This is a genomic window from Caballeronia sp. SBC1, assembly GCF_011493005.1.
Classification (GTDB): Bacteria; Pseudomonadota; Gammaproteobacteria; order Burkholderiales; family Burkholderiaceae; genus Caballeronia.
Window position 1 is genome coordinate 1373255 of record NZ_CP049157.1, and the last position, 17058, is coordinate 1390312.

General features: G+C 59.2%; 17 protein-coding genes. 11 read left to right on the plus strand and 6 right to left on the minus strand.

Annotation, left to right across the window (positions count from 1 at the left end; translation table 11 throughout):
* Positions 1-160: 160 nt before the first annotated feature.
* The gene (locus SBC1_RS24180) at positions 161-622 is read left to right on the plus strand and encodes a low molecular weight phosphatase family protein (RefSeq protein ID WP_165094757.1); all 462 of its coding nucleotides are present in this window, start codon (positions 161-163) and stop codon (positions 620-622) included.
* 40 nt (positions 623-662) lie between these two features.
* Here the strand turns inward: SBC1_RS24180 and SBC1_RS24185 are convergent, their stop codons facing one another.
* A complete protein-coding gene (locus SBC1_RS24185; RefSeq protein WP_165094754.1) occupies positions 663-1553 on the minus strand; it encodes a CHAD domain-containing protein in 891 nt (296 codons plus the stop codon).
* A 572-nt stretch (positions 1554-2125) separates the two neighbouring features.
* Here SBC1_RS24185 and SBC1_RS24190 point away from each other — a divergent pair.
* The 4 genes from SBC1_RS24190 to SBC1_RS24205 all read left to right on the plus strand — a co-directional run bounded on the left by SBC1_RS24190 (position 2126) and on the right by SBC1_RS24205 (position 6631).
* A complete protein-coding gene (locus SBC1_RS24190; RefSeq protein WP_165094750.1) occupies positions 2126-3253 on the plus strand; it encodes a Gfo/Idh/MocA family protein in 1128 nt (375 codons plus the stop codon).
* 66 nt (positions 3254-3319) lie between these two features.
* Positions 3320-4357: a hydroxyacid dehydrogenase gene (locus SBC1_RS24195; protein WP_165094746.1), complete on the plus strand. Its 1038-nt coding sequence runs from the start codon at positions 3320-3322 to the stop codon at positions 4355-4357.
* A 254-nt stretch (positions 4358-4611) separates the two neighbouring features.
* A complete protein-coding gene (locus tag SBC1_RS24200) occupies positions 4612-5280 on the plus strand; it encodes an HAD-IA family hydrolase (protein WP_165094741.1) in 669 nt (222 codons plus the stop codon).
* A gap of 529 nt (positions 5281-5809) precedes the next feature.
* Complete coding sequence (locus SBC1_RS24205) at positions 5810-6631, plus strand: MipA/OmpV family protein (RefSeq protein ID WP_241202208.1); 822 nt, start codon at positions 5810-5812, stop codon at positions 6629-6631.
* 41 nt (positions 6632-6672) lie between these two features.
* Here SBC1_RS24205 and SBC1_RS24210 read toward each other — a convergent pair whose 3' ends face one another.
* Positions 6673-7257 carry a histidine phosphatase family protein gene (locus SBC1_RS24210; RefSeq protein ID WP_241202291.1) on the minus strand — a complete coding sequence of 195 codons (585 nt, stop codon included), beginning with the start codon at positions 7255-7257 and terminating at the stop codon, positions 6673-6675.
* Between the two features lie 296 nt (positions 7258-7553).
* Positions 7554-9107: a DUF2235 domain-containing protein gene (locus tag SBC1_RS24215; RefSeq protein ID WP_165094734.1), complete on the minus strand. Its 1554-nt coding sequence runs from the start codon at positions 9105-9107 to the stop codon at positions 7554-7556.
* Between the two features lie 308 nt (positions 9108-9415).
* Between SBC1_RS24215 and SBC1_RS24220 the strand changes: the two genes are divergently transcribed.
* The 6 genes from SBC1_RS24220 (at position 9416) to SBC1_RS24245 (ending at position 14167) form a co-directional block, all read left to right on the plus strand.
* Positions 9416-10225 carry a PhzF family phenazine biosynthesis protein gene (locus tag SBC1_RS24220; RefSeq protein WP_165094730.1) on the plus strand — a complete coding sequence of 270 codons (810 nt, stop codon included), beginning with the start codon at positions 9416-9418 and terminating at the stop codon, positions 10223-10225.
* Between the two features lie 128 nt (positions 10226-10353).
* The gene (locus tag SBC1_RS24225) at positions 10354-11013 is read left to right on the plus strand and encodes an isoprenylcysteine carboxylmethyltransferase family protein (protein WP_165094727.1); all 660 of its coding nucleotides are present in this window, start codon (positions 10354-10356) and stop codon (positions 11011-11013) included.
* Positions 11014-11462: 449 nt separating this feature from the next.
* Positions 11463-11684, plus strand: coding sequence for a hypothetical protein (locus tag SBC1_RS24230; RefSeq protein WP_165094724.1), 222 nt, complete (start codon positions 11463-11465; stop codon positions 11682-11684).
* 107 nt (positions 11685-11791) lie between these two features.
* Positions 11792-11953: a hypothetical protein gene (locus tag SBC1_RS40650; protein WP_370469650.1), complete on the plus strand. Its 162-nt coding sequence runs from the start codon at positions 11792-11794 to the stop codon at positions 11951-11953.
* A gap of 182 nt (positions 11954-12135) precedes the next feature.
* Positions 12136-13386, plus strand: a complete 1251-nt coding sequence (locus tag SBC1_RS24240; protein WP_165094716.1) for an FAD-binding oxidoreductase — start codon at positions 12136-12138, stop codon at positions 13384-13386.
* Between the two features lie 199 nt (positions 13387-13585).
* Entirely contained in the window at positions 13586-14167 is a 582-nt protein-coding gene (locus tag SBC1_RS24245) for a histidine phosphatase family protein (protein ID WP_165094713.1), read from the plus strand.
* A gap of 15 nt (positions 14168-14182) precedes the next feature.
* Here SBC1_RS24245 and SBC1_RS24250 read toward each other — a convergent pair whose 3' ends face one another.
* The 3 genes from SBC1_RS24250 to SBC1_RS24260 are packed head-to-tail and all read right to left on the minus strand — an operon-like array spanning position 14183 to position 17034.
* A complete protein-coding gene (locus SBC1_RS24250; protein WP_165094670.1) occupies positions 14183-14866 on the minus strand; it encodes an SDR family NAD(P)-dependent oxidoreductase in 684 nt (227 codons plus the stop codon).
* A 15-nt stretch (positions 14867-14881) separates the two neighbouring features.
* Positions 14882-16222 (minus strand): FAD-binding oxidoreductase, encoded by a 1341-nt coding sequence (locus SBC1_RS24255; protein ID WP_165094663.1) that lies wholly within the window; start codon positions 16220-16222, stop codon positions 14882-14884.
* Positions 16223-16242: 20 nt separating this feature from the next.
* Positions 16243-17034: an amino acid ABC transporter permease gene (locus SBC1_RS24260; protein WP_165094660.1), complete on the minus strand. Its 792-nt coding sequence runs from the start codon at positions 17032-17034 to the stop codon at positions 16243-16245.
* Positions 17035-17058 lie beyond the last annotated feature (24 nt).

The window sequence follows — 17058 nt, forward strand, 5'->3', positions numbered from 1 at the left end:
CGATGCACCCCCGGACCTCGTGTCACGGCAGTGTCACTGGATTGAAAAACTGCGTCGGTAGGATTCGCGCGAGAAACCACCGCCATCGAACCGGGGTAGTGCTATGAATGCCAAATGCAAGGTCCTGTTCCTTTGTCGTGCAAATTCAGCGCGCAGCATCATGGCGGAATCCCTGCTTAGGCAGCTTGCACCTGACAGGTTCGAGGCATTCAGCGCCGGGGTCGAGCCCGCGGATCAAGTCCATCCGCTGACTATCGCGCAACTTAGCTCGTCAATCGCTGACATCGATATTCTGCAACCGAAAAGTTGGCAGAGATTCGCCGGTGGCGACGCCCCACCTATGGATGTAATTGTCGCCCTGTGCGACGAGGCCGATGAGGCACGCGCGCCGAACTTCCCAGGCTCGCCTGTATTTTGCCGATGGACATTTGAAGACCCGCTCGCTGAGTTTGCGAGCGAGGACCTGCAAATGCAGGCGTTCGAACGGGTTTTCCGTCAAATCCTAAGGCGCATCAGTGTGTTCATTGCGCTTCCCCTGCAATCGATGAACGCGGATGAACAAGCGCTCGCAGTGAACGGCCATCTGGAAGCGGGTCGCGGCGGAGCTGACTCCGCGGCATAACCCAAGGCTCGGGCGTGTGAGCACCCGCTTCTTGGCAGCTCTACGACGAAGCCCGCAATATCTCATGCGCGGCGCACATGTGAAGTCTTTTCTGGTCTTCGAGGTATCTGACAGCTTCTTTCACCTCGTCACGCTCACCTAGCTGGAACGAATACTCCCGAAGTAACGTCTCGCTCGTGACGAGGTCGTTAAGCTTGCCGAGTTCGTTCTGCACGGAGGTCAAGCGCTCTATTGTGGACTGGTGGCTGCGGGCGAGGACCGGCGAAAAGAACTCCAGCAAATACCGAAGTTTTTTTCCCGCGATTCGCACTTCGTGCAGCGCGGCATACCCGAGGTGTTCCGGTTCTGTTGCTTGACTGACTCGCCTCTTCAGGGCCTTCTCAGCCACCACAACCCGCTCTTCAGCAAACTCGGAGAGAGCTGGGACCACGGATCGTGAATCTAACTGGTGCGCGGCGCTTGTCAGCGCGCCTTGAAGTATTTCCTCAACGCCCGCACTACGAATTGTTCTGAGGCTAAATGAAAGGGCGTTGGTCCGATGCTCTTCAACCGCAACGAGTAGCCGCCGCTGCGATAGCTGCTTCGGTTGGTTTACGATGAGAATGTCGCGGAGCACGTCCCAGTCACGGGTTCTACCCGCAGCATCAGCAAGGTATTTGAACTCGCTCCGCTTGCGTTTGGCATCTTTCTTATCGAGTAGTGGTTCATAAGCCCACCAAAGTGAACGTAACCGACGCAGAGCGACCCGAAGTTTATGCAGAGCTTCGGGCTCCGATCTGTCATGCAGCGCGTGGGCGCGGCGTATGGCCTCGGTAGACGTCTGGGTGGCGAGAAGCACAAACGCAGCGGCCGTGGATGTGTCGGTACTTATTGACTTCGGAAGCGTGTTGTCCTTCCAGGGGTTCAACTCATCCGGTATCAAGGCGAGCATGGGGGAACTCATCGGGGACGCACTTGGAAAATGCAAGGTGTAAAAGAAGCACCCAGAACGAAGCTGGTTTTCAACAACCTTCCAATAGCGCACGTCTGGCTGGACGGCGTTACTGACCCGCGGTGAATCCTACAACGGCGGCAGGCAGTATGCCAAGGAGGTCCTATTCTTTTTGATCCGGGGAGATTTCCATATCAATAAGTACTTACGGGCGACATGGCTCGCCGGTAGCGACAAATTTTTTTTCGCACAGCAATGACGGGCGACCGGCATCTCGTCAAAGCGTCATCAAACGTTCAGATCGGCTGGCCGGTCACCCACCATCGCCAAAAGAAGATCACCGTCAAGCGAGTAAACCCGACGCGGCCGCGATCTAATTTGAGCCAGGGACTGAAGGCAGGATTGAAGCAATTCCCTTCAATGACAGTGCGCGCTCGGTTCCGAGCACCGCCCCTCCAATCGCACCGGCATATTGATTGAGCGCGGTGTTTTCGATAAGCAAGCTTCCAGTCGCAAGCGGCAAGACAAGTCGCGTTTCGGTATTATCCAGTCAACCGAATGGAGTTAAAAAAATGGCTCAGACACTTGGTGTGGCAATCGTCGGCGCGGGCATGATGGGCGCGGTTCATTCCAGGGCAAGCCGGCTTGCCGGCGCAACGTTGAGAGGCATAGCGGCATCGAGTCCGCAGAGCGCTAAAGAGGCGGCTGCTCATCTGGGTATCGAACGTGCTTACTCGAACGCCGAGGAGGCGGTCGCTGACCCCGCCGTCGACGTCATTCATATCTGCACGCCGAATTCCACGCATTACCCGATTGCCATGTCGGCGCTGGCCGCAGGCAAGCATGTGGTGTGCGAAAAGCCCCTTGCAACCCGTCTCGCCGATGCGAAAGCGCTCGCGGCTGCAGCTCAATCAGCGGGACGAATCGCGGCGGTTCCGTTTGTTTACCGCTATCACCCAATGGTGAGGGAGGCGCGCTCGCTTGTGCAGGACGGCACCGTAGGGGCGCTTCAACTCATCCACGGAAGTTATTTACAGGACTGGCTGCTCGGGCGCGACGACACGAACTGGCGCGTGGACGCCGCACTGGGCGGCCCGTCGCGGGCGTTCGCGGACATCGGGTCGCACTGGTGCGATCTGATCGAGTGGATCACCGGTGAACGATTCGAGTCCGTAGTCGCGACACTGCAGACAACCATGCCCGACCGTCCAACCGGCACGGTCGGGACGTTTTCGGCTCCTGCTCCAGGCGCGTCTTTAGAAAGGCAGGTGGTGACCACCGAGGACGTAGCTGGCGCATTGCTTCGGACCACGAATGGTGTACTGACAACCCTTACCGTAAGCCAGGTATCGGCAGGCCGCAAGAACCGCTTGTGGTTCGAACTCGATGGTGCCCGAGCCAGCCTTGTATTCGATCAAGAGGAGCCGGAACGACTGTGGTTGGGAGAACGGGATTCCACCCGGCTGCTGGTGCGTGACCCGTCACGCGGCAGTGCCGAGCAACGGCGTCTCGCGACGCTGCCGGCGGGCCACGCACAAGGCTACGCGCAGTGCTTCGAAGCATTTGTCGCCGACACCTACGCGGTGATTCGCGGTGCAGCGCGCGAAGGCTTGCCGACGTTCGAAGATGGGTATCGCTCGGCTCAGATCATCGACGCGGTGCTTCGATCATCGAAAGCGCGTGCATGGGAGCAAATCTAGTCGCGGTCCACCTTGGAAATCTACTAAAAACCCTGACTGGGGCGCCGCTTCCGATATGGAGTACCCATGACTCAAGCCGTAGACAAAATCCGCCTGTTCATTGCACCTGCCCCACGTACGGTTGCGGACATTTTCAGTCCCGCCGATCTCGAGCGGCTCCGCGCGCTTGGCGAGGTGTTCATCCACGAAGATGGTCCCGTGACCGATGAGATATTCGAGCAACACGCTGTCGATGCCCACATCATGGTTGGTCAGTTCGACATGCCGGCCGAGCGGTTGACGCGTGCAGTCAACCTGCGAGCGGTCGTCAATGTGGAAGGGAATTTTCTTCCGAACGTGGATTACGCCCAGTGCTTCAGACAGGGTGTTCGCGTTCTGAACGTGAGTCCGGTATTTGCTGAACCCGTGGCCGAGGCGGCGCTCGGCATGGCGATCAATCTTGCTCGCGGGATCAGCCATGCGGACAGGCGTTTTCGCAACGGCACGGAGCAATATGGGCTCGATGCGAACAAGGATGCGTTCTCGCTCTATGACGCGCCCGTGGGGTTCATCGGGATGGGTGACCTCGGGCGCGCGATCTTGCCGCTCTTGGCGCCGTTTCGCGGCGTAGTGAGGGCGTTCGATCCCTGGCTGCCTCCGACCTATATTGAATCGCTCGGATGTGAGCCTGCGTCGCTCGATACGGTACTGCGCGAGTCGCGGATCGTATTCGTGGTGGCAGGTGCCACGTCGGAAAATCAAGGTTTTCTCACGCGCGAGCGCTTTGCATTGATGCGCAAGGGCGCCGCTTTCATCCTGGTGAGCCGCGCCGGCGTTGTGGATTTCGATGCAATGCTCGACGCGGCAGCGGCAGGTCACATCCGCGTTGCAACTGACGTCTTCCCTGAAGAGCCACTCGCGCCTGAGCATAGGGCGCGCTCGGTCGACAACATGCTGCTCTCGCCGCACCAGGCCGGCGCGCTTGGCACGGTATTGAGGGACATCGGCCGCCGTGCGTTGGCTGATATCGAATTGATCGCGCGTGGTTTACCGCCAGTGATGTGCAAGATCGCGCAACCGGAAACGGTTGGCCTGATGCGCAGCAAACCGGTGGCCAAGAGTTGATCGATGCTGTGTCATATATCGCACTTCGGGCAGGCGCTTCCCGGTTACCTCGGACGCGAGGTATGCTCATGGCATGCCGCTTGAAGTGTTTAACACGCTTAAACTGCCATACTTTGTGATCGAGTCGCGCAGGCCGCTGGTCGTTTTTCAGGCTCGCGGATCGATAACGCTCAGTGTGGAAGAGGCCTTGGCCAACGACGCTGCTCGACTTCCTTGAATGATTGCCAGATTACCCACACGGTCCGCTGCTGCTCATGCTGCTTACTCAAGTCGAATTTCACGTATCGTGTTTTCTGTTCGATATGGACGGAACCTTGCTCAACTCACATGCACCCGTGATCCGGGCGTATACGGACTGGGCGCTTCGACGGGGGCTTGACCCCGATATGGTTCTGCGCGAATGTCAGGGCCGACGTGTGATCGACACGGTTCGCGCGCTGGCGCCGCCCGGAACGGATATTGAAGCGGATACCGCGGCATTAAAGCAGGTCGAGCTTGACGACGTGGAGGGGATTGTGGAAATCCCGGGCGCTCGGGATTTACTGATGTCCATCCCCGACGATCGTTGGGCTGTAGTCACGTCGGCGGAACGGCCTCTTGCGCTAAGGCGGCTTAAGGCAGCCGGACTACCGATCCCCAAGGTCTTGTTCAGCTCTGATGAGATCACCCGCGGAAAACCTGCGCCGGATGGATTCGTTGTGGCTGCGAGAGCATTAGGCGCTGCTCCCGAGCGCGCTGTCGTGTTCGAGGATTCGGCTGCCGGGATTGCAGCGGGACTGGCTGCCCGATCCCTGGTCATCGCCATCACTTCAACGTTACCCGTGGCGCAGATCGACGCCTTGGGTCCACGAGGCTATCTTCACGATCTTCGAGGCCTGCACGTTTCGGATGACAACGGGGAGATGCGTCTTCGGGTCGCCTGAGTAGTGGAGCGGGCGGCTTGAGGTTGTAGAATCGCGCAGACCTCGAGTGCGCTGACGTGTGCGCGCCGGTTCTTGAAACGAAAATGCGTTTTACCCTCGCAATGCAATTCTGCAGTCGATATTGACCACCACCATGACCATCATGGTCGACATCGCAAACGCAAACCCAGCGTCGCCTGCCCCGTTCACGTGGGAGCGGCGCTGCCACTCACGCGGCGCTCGAAGGACTACGCCCGCGGTGCACGGTGACCTTCCTCACTCACGATCAATCAATGTGTTTGCTTGAGGTCTTAGGCGGCCTCGAACCATGATTGCGTTGCGTTCGAGTTTCTGATATCGGTCGGCCGTATTCCCATTTTTGCAGAATCCGTATTCGAACCGTGGGACCCGTACGGTTCGAATTGCTAAATTATTAGTGAGTGTCGATGCAGCCTCTCAAGACTTGAATGTGCAACGAAGCTCTGAAGCCATGGCGTCGATAAATCCAATACGCCTGGATTCAATGCACCCCCGTTCCAATGGCCGGCCAATGAAAAATCACTCGATCCAAACATGCCTGCACGTCGTTTTGCTGGCAACGTGCTGTCTGATCGCTCAGGAAAGCCGGGCAGCGTCCTTCGACCTTCCCGGCACGCTTCCCAGCATGGCCGGCGGTGGCATTGGGTCTACGACGGATTATGCGGGGGCTAAGGACCGCTTTGTCGGTGCTGTGCCGGGAATACGTTATGTGACTGATGGCGGGCGGCTGTTCGAGCTATACGGGCCTTATGCCCAGTTCGATCTTGGCGGCCTGACAGGGCTGCAATACGGTCCGGCCGTGGAGCTTCGCCTGGGGCGAAGTCATGTTGACGATCCGGTCGTTTCCCAGATCCACGACGTGCACACGACGGTGGAAGCAGGCGGCTTCGTGGGCTACGAGTACGATAACCAGGGCGCTTTTCCGTATCGCCTGCGGGGCTCCGTGACGGTGGTCACCAACGCGGGCATTGTTTATACGGGAGCACGGGTGTCGGTAAACGGCAGCCTCTGGGTGCCCGTGCAGCGGCGCATTTTCGTAGGTGCCGGGGTGGGCGCGAGCTGGGTTAGCCAGGGATTTAACCAGGTGTACTACGGCGTCACGGAGGAGGACTCCACGCGCAGCGGCCTGCCTGCTTTCAGTCCTTCAGGAGGACTTGAACAGATGACCGGGTGGCTTGCCGCCATCTACCAGATCGACAAACACTGGTTCGCTGGCGCAATGATTTACTACCAGCGGCTATCAGGCTCAGCGGCTGACAGTCCGATTGTTACGCAGCGCGGAAACCGGAATCAAATCACGTATGGCGTTGGGGTGGCCTACGCGTTCAAGTGACTTTCCAGGATACATTCATGCCAGGAATGCCACGCCGCAGCTTAAAACCTTCCTTCAATAATTTCGCAATTGGACGGCATGTCCACACATCGGGCAGCGTCATCTGGACTGATTTCGTTCAGGATGACGCGCACAGCCTGGAGCGTCCAGCCGTGCGTGACGACCAGCACGGTCTGTGGGCTACTGAGCTTCAGGTCAGCGATCAGAGATTGAACGCGCGCGAGCATTCCCGTGAAGGGTTCGCCGTCCGCCGTGGCGGTGGTCGCCGGCGCGTGGGCGATGAATCGCTGAAAATCGTCGCCTGGCCTTCCTTCAAATTCGGCACCAACCCGGTTTTCGTTAGCTAGCCGATTAACGACTTGCGGAACGTTCAATACCTTGTTGGCTAACCATGCTGTTTGCCGCGCGCGCAGAAATTCCGAGGTCACGATCAGCTCGATTTTCTCGTCTTTCAGGCGCTCACCTAAGGCCCTGGCCTGCGCTTCTCCCTTCTCGGTCAGATAAAAACCGGTGCGGGGATTACTGTTGCAAACGCCGCGGACGTTGCACGGATATTCGCCGTGGCGCGCGAAGATGATGCGTTTGGACGCGGTGCTGGGTTCGGACAACCAGTTTGTTTCGGACATGTGGTGAGAAGGGACAAGGAGCTTGGCGCAATTGTACCAACCCAAACTAGCGCCGCCGCCAAGGCGGAAGCGAACCAGGACGAGGCCGGCCGCGTCGTTAAGCAGGCTTTCTCCCTCGAGGGTAGCCATCAGCTTGCGCGGCAACGCGAGGCGTTCGAGCACGGCCTTGGCCGCGACGGCATCGGGTGGCAACCTGAGACGCTTGGTTAGCAGTTGCAAGCCGATCATGACGATGAGCGAAAGCAGGACAAGCTTGAATGCGGATACGGAGGACATGGCGCGCGTTGTGCGGTGCTTTACGGTTTGCTGGACCCGCTTCCACTCGGCGAAGCAGGGGGCGCAGTCACCTCGATCCCTGAGCCGGTTCCAACCACCGTACCCTTACCGCGACCTTCGTCGAGTGCGGCAATCTTCACCCGAACGCTTCCCTGGTTTTTTGAGTATGCCCATTGTGAATCGTTGGCGAAACAATACAAATATCCTGACGTCGGTGCGTTGATGGTTGTACCCATCCCGATTCGAAAGAAGCTGGGCTTCGGAGGGACACCCCCGATACTTGGTTGCGCCGGATAGGTGATGGCGCCGCACAGCTCGAACCAGTTGGCATCGGGAACGCGCTTGAAACCAGTGAGGAGCCGTTGAATAAGGTTGCCCCTTGTCCCGTCGGCGCTGCAAGCATGATGCCCGTCAAGCCACGACTGGCCCGGCACTACCTGAAACGAATAGCTGACACCCTCTTGCATGAAGACGCCGGTCCAGTTCCATAAAGGGTTGGCGAATATGCGCACTTCCAGGTCGTTCACCGGGTCTACATTAGGCCGGTAGGGCGCCTGAGAGATGGGAGGATTAGCTTGCCTTGCTAACGCCAGGGCCGATATAGATTCCGAACCACGACGGGAATCCTGCTTCAATAATGGAAAGGACCGCGGCCGAAAACCAATCCTCAAATAGAAACTGGTGAGGGAATTGTGCAAGACCCCATGGACGGCGGAAGATGAAACCGGCTCGGCTTGCGGCAACTGATCGAGCATCTGGGGGCGGAACGTGGCTCCGCACGTTTGCGCTTCCGATATCATCCACCGGAGCGTCGCATTGGAGAGTCCCGTTTCTTTGTAGCCACCGCCTACGTCGGCATGAACGCCAGGGAACCAGACCTGCGAAACCCGCGCTTCGTCAGTGCCCTCCTCGGGCGTCCAGAGCGTCGGAAAAAAATTGTCTCTTTGTTCGTCGATCGCCAGTGCCTGAACTGCACGTGCGACTTCTGGTGACAGGGTCGTGTCATGAAACTGATATCGATTCTTGAGGATGCCAAACGGATCCAGGATTTCGGGAATGCCTAGTGCGCCGACTGTCTCCCATACGCCGAGAAAGCGGATCTGGGGTGGCGCACCATGCAGCGCGCGAAACTTTGCTTGTTGCCGCGCGTTTTTATCTACCAGTGGGTCGAGCCGATATAGCTTCCAGGCTTGCTTGACCAACGGCCAGTCGGCGCCGCGCGGAAGGCCGCAGTGATGCAACATGCCCACAAGGCTACGCGCGGTGAAAGCGCCCCTGGAGAATCCGACAATATAAATTTCCGCGTCGTCTTCATAATGGTCGGAGAGCCATTTATAGGCAATTCGAATGTCGCGCGATAGCCCAGCGCCAATCGCACCGTCAACGAGTCGCCGGAGCCGGCTTTCGTTTGCACCAACCCCTGCGTGGTAGTACTTGAGCTGTTCCCCGCCATCGGTATTGTTGTCGCTCAGCGCGTTGAAGAATCGGACGACGTTGGTCGGAACCGGTACGCCCTGGAATTCATCGCTATCTGAATTCCAGGTGCCATCGCAGCAAACGAAGAGTCGTTTCATTTGTGAGCGCTCGGGTATTGTTTTCGGAGAGCTTCGCTTTCGGAGAGTCTCGATAGTTGTCCCGCAAGGGACGAAGCGAAAATAGCATATTGAGTGTGCCTTTAGAGAATGTGATATCCCTTGTGTCGTGCGACACGGCTAAGGATGCGTCGGCGTCTTGTAAACATAATAGGGGCAATTGCTTCGTGAGCAAAAATTTGTTTCTTTGGGCTCCGCCATTCGCGGTATCGCGCCTTCAGCAGGTTCGTGCCTGGCTTTGACCAGAGCATGGCCGTACCATGACGACAATCCGCAACTCAGGTGATTCAATGAATATTGAAGGGTATAAATGCTTCGGAGCAACCGCGCTGAACGGAAACGATGCTGTGGTTGTCTCTGGTCCCGAACTCTCGGGCTGGTCGCTCCAGGACCGCCAACAATTCACGATCGACCAGAATGCTCACGCGTGTGTCTTTGTCGACACGGAAGGGCCAGCAAGCGACCAGCTAACGCTGGACTTCTATTACCCGCATGCACGCAGCCCTTTGTGTCTGCATGCGTCGCTTGCGGCCGCTGACCATCTTTGGAATACGGGGCAGCACGGCAGAGTTTTGTTGCTGACGTCAAGCATGAGAAAACAACCGCTAGCATTCGACAGAGCGGGCGACAATATCTTCGTGTCAGTTGATATACAGCAGGCAGATTTCCCCAGCGTTCCAGCGTCGGACGTAGCGAAGTTATTGCGCTGCGATGCAGGCGTGCTCATGTTGCCGCCCGAGGTGGCCTCCGTAGGTAGCCCTAAGCTCCTCGTGGAAGTGGCTAGCGAAGCGGTGCTGTATTCCCTGCAGCCGAATCTGGACGCAATCGCAGAATGGGGGCGGGCGAATGGCGTCAATGGTTGCTTCGTCTACGCGCGGACCGGCGCAAGCTCGAACGAGTACGCCGGCCGCAACTTCAATCATGTCGACCCGGCAATGGAAGACGCCGCTACCGGCGTCGCGGCCGGTGCGCTGAGTGTTCGCCTGGATGCAGATATAACGCTCTATCAGGGGCGGAATCTGGATAACCCTTGCGTTATCCGTGCATCGCGCACCGCTGGCAAGATACGGGTGGGCGGCCGCGTTGCAACCGGCAGATGAGCGTGTTCCAGGCCTCGCGCGACACAGTCATCTCAGGCAGACCAGTATCTGCCTGGAAAAATTCAGTTCAGTCGGGTTCCTGATTAACGTCCTAAACTAGAAAGAGCGTTCATCCAAGCGAGAAAGCCATGACGCCTGCACCCAAGCTCGCCTTTTTCACCGTGACGGGGACCATTGTGTATCTCGGACTCGCGGTCCTCGGCTGGGGCGGCTTCGCTGTTTTTTTCTCGCACTCTGCGCTGAGCGTCGTGGCTATCGTCACGCTGGTGTTGTCGGTCGTGGCGGTCTTCAGTAGCGGCAACCTGAGCGCGGGTGAGCGGGAGGATCGCGGTAACCGCTGGGTTATCGCGGCCTTCGCGATAATTGGATTGCTGGAAGCGTATCTGCCGGCCTACACGGACCGCAAGGGATTCTGGACACTCGACGGCGACAACCTCCGCTGGCTCGGCGTGGCCTTGTTCATCGTCGGCGGCGTGCTGCGGATATGGCCAGTTTTTGTACTCGGCCACCGGTTCAGCGGGCTGGTTGCTATTCAGCCCGGTCATACGCTGGTCACGAGCGGCACATATGGCGTCATCCGGCATCCCAGCTATCTGGGCCTGCTCGTCAATTCGCTCGGGTGGGCCTTCGCCTTTCGGTCTGGGATCGGTGTATTGCTCACGGTGCTCACAATCCCGCCGCTCATCGCGCGCATTCGCTCGGAAGAAGCGCTGCTGCACACGCAGTTTGGGGCTGAATACGATGCTTACCGCGCCCGTACGTCGCGGCTGATTCCGGGACTTTACTAGGGCGCTCACCGCCGACCCATGGCCCGGAAAAGCCTCGTAGCGAGCCAGCAGGCGTTTGGCGTTATTGCGTTCCGGTGCATCGATCCGATTGCTTGCGCCGGCGGCATGGGTGCCTTGCGCTTCATAAGAAGCCACTGTCGCCCCTGGTCATGCGGTCGGCTTCAAAAGCGGCAAGGCGTGAAGCGACGTTGACGCGGCCTATGCCAAGCCATGTTACGGCCAGCATGCGCTGCCTTACCCGCTGAAAGAATTGAGCCCGGTTTGGTTGACCGGGCAATTGCAACGGGAAGTTTCTGCCAGCAACGACTACGCCCTGCCCGGGCGCTTGCTCATTGCGAGAATGTAACCGTGTAACGCTGTGAAAAATCGCTGTAGCGAGAATGTCGATTTGGCTCTCTAGGATGCATGAACGCAAATCGTTGTGATTCATTCATGCAAGGAGATTTCCCATGCTCAGCCCTCACGAGTTGTCGACACTGCTCCTGATCCAACACTCGCCGTCGCAGGTGGAACCTCAATGTTCCGACGTGGCAAGTCTCGAGCACGAGCACCTCGTCAGCATTGACGCGAGCACTAACGGTCGGGCTATGCCGCGACTGACTTCGCAAGGCTCCGAGTTACTGCAGCAGTTGCATCGATTCTGCACCCGTGAGTTTGCTGAGAACCACTGAACCCGCACTAACGCCCGCCGAAGTGAACACCCGTTTCAATTCTGGTCGGTACCGTCCTGCGTCATGACAAGTGCATGCGCGGCGGTGAGAATCGATAGCGCCAGTTCGTGATCGTCCACCGCACGCGCCAGCGTGACCGCTCGCACGATAGTGACTCCCTCCAGTCCCAGCGTTTCGTCTGCGCTTCCCGCCGTTTGATTGCCGCGGGAAAAGTATTGGACCACGCCTGTCTTGCCGACCCGGATACGCCGCTTAACACCTTGCTGTAATAGAAGCTCTTCTTGAGCGGGGGAGGTGGCCAAGCTGAAACTGGCGCTTATTCTGAAAGCTTCGGGGAGCGCGCGCGTATGATCTACGTCTGGAAGTTTCTGGGCGCTGAAAGGGGAATGGCAGATGCCCGTTCACCCCTCACTGCCGCGAACAAACTGGACGTAGAGGAGAGATTCAACGCATGAAGTTCGACACAGTCGTGCTGGGCGCGGGCATCGTGGGTGTATCGGTCGCCATTCATTTGCAAAAGCGTGGCCGCTCGGTCGCGCTGGTGGACCGCAAGAGTCCTGGCCTCGAAACCTCGTTCGGCAACGCGGGACTCCTGCAGCGCGAGGGTGTCTATCCCTACGCGCTTCCCCGCGACATCGGCACGCTGATGCACTACGCGCGCAATGCGTCTATCGATGTCCATTACCACCGGGAAGCATTGCCCGCGCTCGCGCCATTCCTCTGGGCGTACTGGCGCAATTCCGAACCCGCGCGCCATGCCGCCATAGCACGTCAGTACGCCACGCTGATTGAACATTGCGTGACCGAGCACGAGATCATCGCGCAGGCAGCCGGCGTGGAGTCGTTGTTGCGGCCAACGGGGTGGATCAAGGTATTCCACAGTGCAGCCGCTCAGGATGATGAGTTGCGCGACGCGGAGAGGTGGCATCGCGAGTTTGGTGTGCAATACAAGCTTCTCGATCCGGCGAAGTTGCAACTAGCGGAGCCGCATCTCGACCGCTCGTTGGTGGGCGGCTTGCATTACACGGATGCAGTGTCGGTCACAGATCCGGGCGCGCTGGTCGCAGGGTATGCGGCGTACTTTGAGCGTCTGGGTGGCCGCTTCCTGACTGGCGACGCAACCTCACTGGAAGCTGAGGGCGACGGTTGGCGCGTGATGACGCAAGACGGTCCGGTCAGTGCGTCGTCGGCGGTGATTGCGCTGGGTCCGTGGGCTAAAGACGTAACGTCGGCATTGGGCTACCGGCTGCCGCTTGCGGTTAAGCGTGGTTACCACATGCATTACGCGCCGCAACCCGGGACGGTGCTGAATCATCCCGTGCTGGACGTGGATAACGGTTTCCTGCTCGCGCCAATGGCACGCGGCATTCGGCTGACAACGGGGGTTGAACTGGCGGATCGTGATGCGCCGAAGACACCCGTGCAACTGACGCGTGCCGAGCCCGTGGCGCGTACGCTGTTCCCGCTCGGGGAGCGGGTAGATGACGAGCCGTGGATGGGCCGGCGCCCGTGCACGCCCGACATGATGCCGATCATTGGCCCTGCACCGCGTCACAAGACCATGTGGTTCGCGTTCGGGCACGCGCATCATGGGTTGACACTCGGCGCGGTGACCGGCCGGCTGATCGCGTCCATGATGACGGGAGAGGAACCGTTCATCGATGTCACGCCGTTCAGGGCTGACCGCTTCGAATCGGTTTGAAGCCGCTTGCAATCGCCCAGCTTGCTCACCTTGCAATCGAGACTCTGCTCTGAAAATTTGTTGATAGCCCCGTAGAATCGGGGCTGACGCGCAAGCATGTCCCGCTCGTTTCGGCCCTGAGCCGAACGTTGAATCCCGACCCCCGACCCTAATCGTGCCTACGCCAATGAACGCTACCGCTACCACTGCCGAAAACCACGTGAACCAACCCGAGATCTGGCTGATCCGTCATGGTGAAACCGAATGGAGCCTGTCCGGTCAGCACACGGGCCGCACCGATATCCCGTTGACGGACCACGGGCGCGAACAGGCGCGGTCGCTGCGGCCGGTGCTCGCGGCGCAGCCCTTCGACTTGGTGCTGTGCAGCCCGATGTCCCGCGCTCGCGACACCTGCGCTGAGGCGGGGCTGGGTGCTCAGGCAGAAGAAGAGCAGCGCCTGAGCGAATGGAACTACGGTATTTATGAAGGCCGTACGACGCACGATATCCGCGCTGAAGATCCTGACTGGGCCGTGTGGACTTCACCAATGCCGGAGGGGGAACGTGTAGAAGACATCCAGGCGCGGGCGGAGTCTCTGATCCAGCGGCTGCTTGCCACGAAGGGGCGCATCGCGCTGTTTTCGCACGCGCATTTCCTGCGGGTTCTCGGCGCCTGCTGGATGGCCGATTCAGCGGCGCTCGGGGCACATTTACTACTCGATACCGCGTCGGTCAGCGTGCTTGGTTTCGATCGCGAAACAAGGGCGCTGAAGCATTGGAACGTGCGTTATCCGCTGTCGTAGGGCAGCGCCTCGAGCCTAGAACAGATCCTCGTGCCGGAAATTCACGAGGATCTCCGCGACACTCGCTGTATTCGGCATCGCTATGGTGTTCGCGATCAGCAAGGCCAGATCCTCAGGCTGGGTCAATTCCTGAGGATCGACGTCGGCTACGCCCGCCGCCATGTCGGTATTCACAAAGCCGGGGCAGATCGCGGTCGCTCGAATGCCGTCGTCCCAGCCGGCTCGCCGCACCGCGTGATTCAACGCAATCACCGCATGCTTCGACATCTGGTAACCCGCATTCAGGTTTTTTACGCGCTTGCCCGATAGCGACGCAATCTGCACGACCCGGGCATCGCCGGGTTTGCGCAGATGCGGCAACGCGGCCTGGATCAGGCGGAAGGGCGCCTTCACGTTGATATCGAGCGTTTCCTCGAGGAGCTCGTCGGTGCCGTCCTCGAGCGTGATGTGCGTGCAGATTCCCGCGTTGTTGATCAGGACATCGATACGGCCAAAACGCTCGACGGTCGCGTCGACCCAGCGTTGTCCGCTGAGCGGATCGCGTGCTTCATAGGCAAACGTGAATGCGTCGAAAGGGATGCGCGACGCTGAAGGGTCACGCATGCCGAGTGACAACCGATAACCTCGCCGGTGCAATTCGGTGGCCACCGCCAGGCCAATACCGCGATTCGCGCCGGAAATCATCGCTACCTTGTCCATGATCCAGATCCTTGCTTAAAAGCCCGCATCGATAACGATCTTCGTGCCGTCACTGAAACGGCTTAGCCGGAACATGTGCGGATCGACGAGCGGTGTGTCGTTGGTGACCAGATCCGCCATCAGTTTTCCCGCGGCCGGACCGATGCCAAATCCATGCCCTGAAAATCCGGTGCCGATGAACAGTCCCGGCACGCTTTCAACGCCCGATATCACGGGAATGGCATCCGGTGTGATGTCCATGAGGCCGGCCCAGCGCTGCGCGATGCGCGCACCGTTCATATGCGGAAAGACCTTTATGAACTCACGCAGGCCGGCATCGGTGTAAGCGGAAATAGGCTCCGGGTCGAGCGTGCGAACGTCTTCGAATGCAGTCCGCTGATCAAGCGCCCAATGACGCGGACGACGCAGTTCATCGAAGAAACGTGCGCCCAATCCAATCCGCAACGCGCCCATCTGACTCTTGAGCGCGGGGATATACTGGGGAAACAGGCGGAAGCTGTCAGGCGTGATATCCGAGTAGGTACGAAAGCCGAATGCAATCGTATAACCCCCGTCCACGCGCTTGCGGAACGCGAATTCCTTATTGCTGGCGCTCACCGCGGGACCGCCTTCTATAGGCGATGTCCGCAACACGGAAGCCTTCACCATCAACTGCGGCACGTTGATATCCAGATTCCCGCAGAAGAGCCTCGACCACGCGCCACCCGCAACCACCACACTCTTGCAGCGGATTGTTCCGAGCTCGGTCACCACTGCGCTGACGCGTCCCGCACTTGTTTCCAAACCGCGCACCGCGCAGGGCGTGAGTATTTTCACGCCGCGTTTGCGCAGCGCATTTGCGATAGCCGGCGCGGCTTTCTGCGGTTCGGCGCGACCGTCGCCGGCTGTGTACAGGCCGCCCTTGAACGCCCTCGTTGCACCGGGTAGCAAACCGGCGACGGCCTTGGGATCGACCTCACGGGTATCGAATGCATCGTTCCCGGCTAACGCGTGTGCTTTTTCAAGCCATACGCGATGCCCCTCCATCTTCGCGTCGTCGTTGGCCATGTACAGGATGCCGCATTGCCTGAAACCGGTGTCGATGCCAAGCGTACGGTCGAGCGTGCGCCACAGCTTCAGGCTTTCAATACTCAGTTCGAACTCGCGCATGTCGCGATGCGTGACACGTACCCAGCCCCAGTTGCGGCTGGATTGTTCGCCCGCTATATAACCCTTCTCGCACACTGCGACCCGCAGGCCTTTGTCACTTAGATACAGCGCCGTACTCACGCCAATAATCCCGCCGCCGACCACCACGACATCCACTTCGTCCGGCAGGGTGGTGTCGCTGGTGACGGTCTCGACTGGTGGTCCCATAAGGTTGTTATTCCCCGCTTTTAGTTGTGTTGTTCGGCCATGCCCGCGCGCGCCGCCGCAGCCTGGCGCTTAAGCTGTTTGCGCGTAGTGGCCGTGCTGGCTCCGCCGTAACGCGGATTCGAATGCCGGTTGGTCCAGCGGTCAATGTGATTGATCGCATGCGTGAGCGGCACGGTAATCAGCAAGTAGACGAGTCCGGCAGCAACCAGCGGCGAAAGGTTTGCTACGTTCACCGACGTGTTCTGTCCAATGGTGAACAGGTCGCGTTGCGAGGTTAGCAAGCCGAGAAAATAAACGAGGCTTGAATCCTTCACGATCGAAATGAACTGGTTCGCAAGGGCGGGCAGAATGCGCCGGATGCCTTGCGGCACGATCACATGGCGCATGGCGGTCCAGTACGTCATGCCTAGCGCCTGACACGCGGAGAGCTGCCCCTTGCCTACGCTCTGAATACCCGAGCGAAAAATCTCCGCTATATACGCCGATGAAATCAACCCGAGCGCCACGATCGCAAGCGGATACGGATTCGGGCCGAATACCGCGAGCCCGACAGGCGCCAGTCCTTGCCCTACGAGCAAGATCACGAGCGCCGCTGGCAGACCGCGAAAGACCTCGACGAACACACGCGCCGGCACCTCGAGCCAGCGCATATGCGACACGGCCATCAACGCCAGCATCATGCCTGCGATGATCCCCAGCAGGGTCGAAAACAGCGACAGCACGAGCGTGTTGACGAGCCCGGTTTCGAGCAGCGCAGGCAGCGATCCCGTGAGTAACTGCCAGTCGAGGAAGTTCTGCAGGAATGCGTTCATGGCGCTCTCCGGATCATGTCGGCG